Below are 429 nucleotides of genomic sequence, written 5' to 3' on the forward strand. Positions count from 1 at the left end.
GATTTGAATATACTGATGATATTAACTTTTTAGGTGTAGAGACTTATGCATGTAATAACAGTAGATTTACATTCAACTTTATTAATTCGGCAGGGACAATTGATTTAAATTCTCTAGAGTTTGCATTAACTTCACAATCTCCAGCTCTATGTGCCACATATGTGTCACCAACTCCACTTTCAGCAGCAGCCTTAATACTATGAACACACATACTTTATCTGTTTCAACCGTCGAATCACAAATTAACAGCCGTGATATAATTTTGGATACAATCGAGTTATTTGATGCGACTAAATGTACTCTAAATTTAGTTGATATATATTCAGATGTTTTTCCAAACTACATAGGTATTGATTGGGGCGATAATTCTGCGGTGCTCGAGCCAGAAATTAAAATACACCGTGACTATAAAACAGAATCTATTTACCC

Annotated in this window: 2 protein-coding genes; both read left to right on the plus strand. The window is 34.0% G+C overall.

Going from position 1 to position 429, the window contains the following annotated elements; translation table 11 throughout:
- A partial coding sequence (locus FVP33_RS19890) for a hypothetical protein (protein WP_222706826.1) occupies nt 1-203 on the plus strand: 203 nt, incomplete at its 5' end.
- Nucleotides 200-429 (plus strand): hypothetical protein (locus FVP33_RS19895; RefSeq protein WP_222706827.1); only part of this gene is annotated, 230 nt, incomplete at its 3' end. The genes FVP33_RS19890 and FVP33_RS19895, both read left to right, overlap by 4 nt.

Origin of the sequence: Lacisediminihabitans profunda (assembly GCF_008040105.1) — a bacterium.
Lineage (GTDB): Bacteria > Actinomycetota > Actinomycetes > Actinomycetales > Microbacteriaceae > Lacisediminihabitans > Lacisediminihabitans profunda.